A 6660-nucleotide genomic window follows, 5' to 3' on the forward strand; every position below is an offset into this window, starting at 1 on the left:
CGTCCGGGGTGTGGAACAGCTCGGGGCCGAACAGGTCGAGCGGCGTCTTCGTCTGCAGCGGATACAGCCGGTGCCGGACCTCGCGCAGCGTGATCCGCTGGCCGGGCTCCTTCTTCATCAGCGCGCCGATGACGTCGGCCAGCGGGCCGGCCTTCGGCTGCGGCACCTTGCCGTTGACGACCTTGCCGACCGTCTCCAGCGGGTCGCCGTCGGCGTCGTACGGCGGCGCGCCCTCGACCGCGGCGAACAGCGTCGCCCCGAGGCCCCAGAGGTCCGCGGCCGGCGTGACGGCGCCCCCGGAGGCCACCTCGGGCGCGATGTAGGCGGGCGAGCCGAGCATGATCCCGGTGCGGGTCATGGTCGCCTCGGAGACGTTGCGGGCGATGCCGAAGTCGGTCAGCTTGATCCGGCCGTCGCTGGCCACCAGGACGTTGCCCGGCTTGACGTCACGGTGGGTGATCCCGGCGGCGTGCGCGGCCTCCAGCGCGGACGCCACGGCGATGCCGACCGCGGCGGCCTGCCCGACCGTCAGCGGCCCGTGGTCGCGCAGGATGTGCGCCAGGCTGCGCGAAGGCAGCAGCTCCATCACCACGAACGGCTGGTCGTCCTCGCGGGCGACGTCGTGCAGGATGATCACGTTGGGGTGGGAGAGGACGGCGATCGCGCGGGCCTCCCGCAGCGTGCGCTCCCGCAGCTCGTCCGCCTGCGACGCCGGGATGCCCGGCGGCACCTTCATCTCCTTGACGGCCACCTGCCGGTGCAGGAACTCGTCGTAGGCCGACCAGACGGTGCCCATCGACCCGGAGCCGAGCACCGAACGCAGCCGGTAGCGACCGGCGACCACTCGTGTCTCTTCGCTGGAGGGGGGCACCCGGCAATTGTGTCGTACTCGCGCCGCCGCCCCCTAACCTGCCCGGGCCGTCCCCCTAGCGCGACCAGACTCACAGGTCGAGCGCGGCGAGTGCCTCTACCATCACAGGTTATGACTGATGTGGCCGGTCCGGAGTCAGTGCCGATCTCCGAGCTCGACCTCGCGGCCGAGTTCCCGCAGGCGACGCGCGCGCAGTGGCAGGAGCTGGTCGCGGGCGTGCTGCGCAAGAGCGGCAAGCTGCCGGAGGACTTCGCCGGTGCCCCGGAGCGCAAGCTCGTCACGCGGACCTACGACGGGATCGAGATCCAGCCGTTGTACACGGCCGAGGACGTCCCCGGCGACATCGGCTTCCCGGGCCTGCCGCCGTACGTGCGCGGTGCCCGCCCGGACGGCCGGGTCGGCACCGGCTGGGACGTCCGCGCCCGGTTCACCGGCGACGACGCCCGCGCGGTCAACCAGGCGATCCTCGCCGACCTCGAAGGCGGCGTGACGTCGATCTGGCTCTCGGTGCCGCCTGCCGCCCTGGCCGACGCGCTGAACGAGGTCTACCTCGACCTCGCGCCGGTGGTCCTGGACGCGGGTGCCGAGTACGAAGCCGCCGCTTCGGAGCTGCTGGCGCTGTTCGACGAGCGCGAGATCCCGGCGAGCGAAGCCACCGCCGTCCTGGGCGCGGATCCGATCGGGCTGGCGGCCCGCTCCGGTTCGGCCGTGGCGCTCGAACCGGCCGCCGCGCTCGCCGTGCGTGTCGCCGGGAAGTACCCGAAAGTGCGGACGATCGTCGCCGACGGCCTGCCGTTCCACGAAGCCGGCGGGTCCGACGCGCAGGAACTGGGGGCGCTGGTCGCCGCCGGCGTCACCTACCTGCGGTCGTTGACGGACGCGGGCCTCGACGTCGAAGCCGCGGCCGGGCAGATCGAGTTCCGGCTGGCCGCGACCGCCGACCAGTTCTCCACCATCGCGAAGCTGCGCGCCGCCCGCCGCCTGTGGGCGCGCGTCGCCGAGGTCTGCGGCTTCACGTCGCCGATGCGCCAGCACGCCGTGACGTCGCCGGCCATGCTGACCCGGCGTGACCCCTGGGTGAACATGCTGCGCACCACCGTGGCCTGCTTCGGCGCCGGTGTCGGCGGCGCGGACGCGGTCACCGTGCTGCCGTTCGACGCGGCGATCGGCCGGCCCGACGCCTTCTCGGCGCGGATCGCCCGCAACACCCACGCGGTGCTGCTGGAGGAGTCCAAGCTGGCCGGCGTGGCCGACCCGGCGGGCGGCTCCTGGTACGTCGAGAAGCTCACCGACGACCTCGCGCACGCCGCCTGGGCCGAGTTCACCGCCATCGAAGGCGCGGGCGGCCTGGTCGCCGAGCTGTCCTCCGGCGCGCTCGCCGAGCGGCTGGCCGCGACCTGGGCGAAGCGCTCTTCGCGGATCGCGACCCGGCGTGACCCGCTCACCGGCGTCAGCGAGTTCCCGAACCTGGCCGAGAAGCCGGTGGTCCGGGCACCGGTGGAGTCCACTGTGGAAGGTGGGCTGCCGCGGCACCGGTACGCCGAAGGCTTCGAAGCCCTGCGGGACGCTTCGGACGCGTACCTTGCTTCGCACGGCTCGCGGCCGAAGATCTTCCTGGCCACGCTGGGCCCGGTCGCCGCGCACACCGCGCGGGCCGGGTTCGCCGCCAACCTGTTCCAGGCGGGCGGGATCGAAGCCGTCAACCCGGGCGCGACCGACGACCTGCCCGGCGCGTTCCGCGCGTCCGGCGCCCGCATCGCCTGCCTCTGCGGCACCGACGACGCCTACGCGGCGCAGGCGGCCGAAGTCGCCGCGTCCCTCGGCGCCGAGTACGTCCTGCTGGCAGGCAAGGGGTCCTACGCCGGCGTGGACGGCAACGTCTTCGCCGGTTGCGACGCCCAGGAAGTCCTCGACGGCCTGCACGCCAAGCTGGGAGTTGCGCGATGACCATCCCGAACTTCGCCGGTCTCGACCTCGGCACGCCGTCGCCGGGTGACCGCGACGCGTGGGCGCGCGCGGTGGAGAGCACCACCGGCAAGGGCCCGGACGCCCTGGCCTGGGAGACGCCCGAAGGCATCGGCGTCAAGCCCGTGTACACCGCCGCCGATCTGTCCGATGTGGACTTCCTCGGCACGTACCCGGGCATCGCGCCGTTCCTGCGCGGGCCGTACCCGACGATGTACGTCAACCAGCCGTGGACCATCCGCCAGTACGCCGGGTTCTCCACCGCCGAGGAGTCCAACGCCTTCTACCGGCGCAACCTCGCCGCCGGCCAGAAGGGCCTGTCGGTCGCCTTCGACCTGGCCACCCACCGCGGCTACGACTCCGACCACCCGCGCGTCTCGGGCGACGTCGGCATGGCGGGCGTGGCGATCGACTCGATCTACGACATGCGGCAGCTCTTCGACGGCATCCCGCTCGACAAGATGTCGGTGTCCATGACGATGAACGGCGCGGTGCTGCCGGTGCTCGCGCTGTACGTCGTCGCGGCCGAGGAGCAGGGGGTGAAGCCGGAGCAGCTCGCGGGGACCATCCAGAACGACATCCTCAAGGAGTTCATGGTCCGCAACACCTACATCTACCCGCCGCAGCCGTCGATGCGGATCATCTCCGACATCTTCTCCTTCACTTCGCAGCACATGCCGAAGTACAACTCGATCTCCATCTCCGGCTACCACATGCAGGAAGCCGGGGCGACCGCCGACCTCGAGCTGGCCTACACGCTCGCCGACGGCGTCGAGTACATCCGCTCGGGTGTCGACGCGGGGCTGAGCGTCGACAAGTTCGCGCCGCGGCTGTCCTTCTTCTGGGCGATCGGCATGAACTTCTTCATGGAGGTCGCGAAGCTGCGCGCGGCCCGGCTGCTGTGGGCGAAGCTCGTCAAGGGCTTCGACCCTCAGTCTCCGAAGTCGCTTTCGCTGCGGACGCACTCCCAGACGTCGGGCTGGTCGCTGACCGCGCAGGACGTCTACAACAACGTCGTCCGGACCTGCGTCGAGGCGATGGCCGCGACCCAGGGCCACACGCAGTCGCTGCACACGAACGCCCTCGACGAGGCCCTCGCGCTGCCGACGGACTTCTCCGCGCGGATCGCCCGCAACACGCAGCTGCTGCTGCAGCAGGAGTCCGGCACCACGCGCGTGATCGACCCGTGGGGCGGCAGCGCCTTCGTCGAGAAGCTGACCTACGACCTCGCGCGCAAGGCGTGGGGTCACATCACCGAGGTCGAGCAGGCCGGCGGCATGGCCAAGGCGATCGACGCCGGTATCCCCAAGCTGCGCATCGAGGAGGCCGCCGCGCGCACCCAGGCGCGGATCGACTCCGGGCGGCAGCCGGTGATCGGCGTCAACAAGTACCAGGTCACCACCGACGAAGAGATCGAAGTCCTCAAGGTCGACAACGCCGGCGTCCGGGCCCAGCAGCTGGAGAAGCTGCGGCGGCTGCGCTCCGAACGCGACTCCGCGGCGACCGAGGACGCGCTGCGGCGGCTCACCGAAGGCGCCGGCAACGGGGGCAACCTCCTGGAGCTGGCGATCGACGCGGCCCGCGCGAAGGCCACGGTCGGCGAGATCTCCGACGCGCTCGAGAAGATCTGGGGCCGGCACTCCGGCCAGATCCGGACCATCTCGGGGGTGTACCGCGAGGAGGTGGGGAAGACGCAGAACGTCGAGAAGGCCCGTCAGCTGGTCGACGAGTTCGCCGCGGAGGAGGGCCGCCGCCCGCGGATCCTCGTCGCGAAGATGGGCCAGGACGGCCACGACCGAGGCCAGAAGGTGATCGCCACCGGCTTCGCCGACCTCGGCTTCGACGTCGACGTCGGCCCGCTGTTCTCCACCCCGGCCGAGGTCGCGCGGCAGGCGATCGAGGCGGACGTGCACGTCGTCGGCGTCTCGTCGCTGGCCGCGGGCCACCTCTCGCTGGTGCCGGCGCTGCGGCACGAGCTCGCCGAGCTGGGCCGCGAGGACATCATGGTCGTCGTCGGCGGCGTCATCCCGCCGCAGGACTACCCGGCGCTGCGCGAGGCCGGGGCGGCGGCGATCTTCGGGCCCGGCACGGTGCTCGCGGACGCGGCCATCGACCTGCTCGGCCAGCTGTCGGCGCAGGAGTCCTGACCCTTGCCGCGCAAGATCGACGTCACCGCCTACGCCAAGGGGGTCCTCGCGGGCGATCGCGGGACGCTGTCGAAGGCGATCACGCTGGTCGAGTCGCAGCGGGAAGACCACCGGGCGCTGGCGCAGGAGCTGCTGGTCGAACTGCTGCCCGTGGCCGGGGGCGCCCGGCGCGTCGGGATCACCGGCGTCCCCGGTGTCGGCAAGTCGACATTCATCGACCAGCTGGGCACCGACCTGACCGCGGCCGGGCACCGCGTCGCCGTGCTGGCCGTCGACCCGTCGTCGACGCGGACCGGCGGGTCGATCCTCGGCGACAAGACCCGGATGGCGCGGCTGGCGGTCGACCCGCGGGCGTTCATCCGGCCGTCGCCGACGTCCGGGACACTGGGCGGGGTCGCGCGGGCCACCCGCGAGACGATCGTGCTGATGGAGGCCGCGGGTTACGACGTCGTGCTGGTCGAGACGGTCGGGGTCGGGCAGTCCGAGGTGACCGTGGCGAACATGGTCGACTGCTTCCTGTTCCTGACCCTCGCCCGCACCGGTGACCAGCTCCAGGGCATCAAGAAGGGCGTGCTGGAGCTCGCCGACGTCATCGCGGTCAACAAGGCCGACGGCGACCACGAGCGGGACGCGCGGCGCGCGGCGCGGGAGCTGGCGGGCGCGCTGCGGATGATCTACGGGCCCGAAGCGTCGTGGACGCCGCCGGTGCTGACCTGCAGCGGCCTGCACAACCTGCGGCTCGACGAGGTCTGGGGCGCGATCGAGCGGCACCGCGACACGCTGACGGCGTCCGGCGAACTGGACGCCCGGCGGCGGCAGCAGCAGGTCGACTGGACCTGGGCGATGGTGCGCGAGCAACTGCTCGGTCGCCTGGCGGTGCATCCGGACGTGCGAACGGTCGTTCCCGACGTCGAACGGGCGGTGCGCGACGGTGAACTCACGGCTACCCTCGGTGCACAGCGGATCCTCGACGCGTTCGGTGGCTGACGTGCGGGTGGTCCGTGGGCAGAATGCCTGGTCGTGGCGAAGGGATGACATGGCGAAACTGCGGGGTCTGGTCCTGGTCGGGCTGCTGGGAGCGGTGCTGTTCACCGCGTCGCCGGCGCTGGCCGCGCCGGTGCGTCCGGCCGCCGTCACGATGAGCGTGGCGCACGCTTCCGCCGGGCTGGTCCCGGTGCAGACGCAGCCCCCGGGCCCGGTCCTCGACCCGGCCCAGACGGACAAGGCCAACACGGAGAAGACCAGGAACAAGCTGATCGCGGGCCTGATCGCGGTCGTCCTGCTCGGCATCGTGATCTGGGGGCGCAAGATCCGTTCGAAGCGGGCCAAGGGGTCCTGAGGTTTTCGGCTTTGCCGAAGTGGTGCACGCCGTTCAACGCAGATCCGGTACCGGCCGTCTAGGACGGCGGTTTTCGAGGCGCGGCTTGCCGCCTGCATGGTGCACGATCGTCTGCAAATGCGTACAGATCGATCGGCACGACGCGTGACCCCAGCCGCTGCGCGGGTTACCCGTGTTGCGGGAGGAGGTGCGGCGTGACGGTGCTCGACTCACGGCCGGACGTTCCAGGCGACCCCCAAGGGCGCATCATCAACCCCATGGAGGGGTCCGAGGCGCTCATTTCCGAAGCCGGCGTAAGCATGGCTCCCGTGGAGGACCTTGGTGCGGGCCGCGGCCCG

5 protein-coding genes are annotated in these 6660 nt (G+C 71.8%); 4 read left to right on the forward strand and 1 reads right to left on the reverse strand.

Going from position 1 to position 6660, the window contains the following annotated elements; genetic code table 11:
- On the reverse strand, positions 1–796 hold a 796-nt coding region (locus tag CCN39_RS12295; protein WP_244210749.1), incomplete at its 3' end, for a serine/threonine-protein kinase.
- A gap of 186 nt (positions 797–982) precedes the next feature.
- Here CCN39_RS12295 and CCN39_RS12300 point away from each other — a divergent pair.
- The 4 genes from CCN39_RS12300 to CCN39_RS12315 are packed head-to-tail and all read left to right on the forward strand — an operon-like array spanning position 983 to position 6322.
- Entirely contained in the window at positions 983–2818 is a 1836-nt protein-coding gene (locus CCN39_RS12300) for a methylmalonyl-CoA mutase family protein (RefSeq protein WP_208630216.1), read from the forward strand.
- Positions 2815–4983: a methylmalonyl-CoA mutase gene (gene scpA, locus CCN39_RS12305; protein WP_086841466.1), complete on the forward strand. Its 2169-nt coding sequence runs from the start codon at positions 2815–2817 to the stop codon at positions 4981–4983. Before CCN39_RS12300 ends, scpA begins: the two co-directional genes overlap by 4 nt.
- 3 nt (positions 4984–4986) lie before the next feature.
- On the forward strand, positions 4987–5970 hold the full coding sequence (meaB, locus tag CCN39_RS12310; RefSeq protein ID WP_086841468.1) for a methylmalonyl Co-A mutase-associated GTPase MeaB: 984 nt from the start codon (positions 4987–4989) through the stop codon (positions 5968–5970).
- A gap of 49 nt (positions 5971–6019) precedes the next feature.
- Positions 6020–6322: a hypothetical protein gene (locus CCN39_RS12315; RefSeq protein WP_086841470.1), complete on the forward strand. Its 303-nt coding sequence runs from the start codon at positions 6020–6022 to the stop codon at positions 6320–6322.
- Positions 6323–6660: the final 338 nt, after the last annotated feature.

Origin of the sequence: Amycolatopsis kentuckyensis (genome assembly GCF_002155975.1) — a bacterium.
Lineage (GTDB): Bacteria > Actinomycetota > Actinomycetes > Mycobacteriales > Pseudonocardiaceae > Amycolatopsis > Amycolatopsis kentuckyensis.

Coding starts and splice junctions, on each gene's coding strand:
- CCN39_RS12315 (WP_086841470.1), top strand. CDS start 6,020: ATGGCGAAACTGCGGGGTCTGGTCCTGGTCGGGCTGCTGGGAGCGGTG.
- CCN39_RS12300 (WP_208630216.1), top strand. CDS start 983: ATGACTGATGTGGCCGGTCCGGAGTCAGTGCCGATCTCCGAGCTCGAC.
- scpA (WP_086841466.1), top strand. CDS start 2,815: ATGACCATCCCGAACTTCGCCGGTCTCGACCTCGGCACGCCGTCGCCG.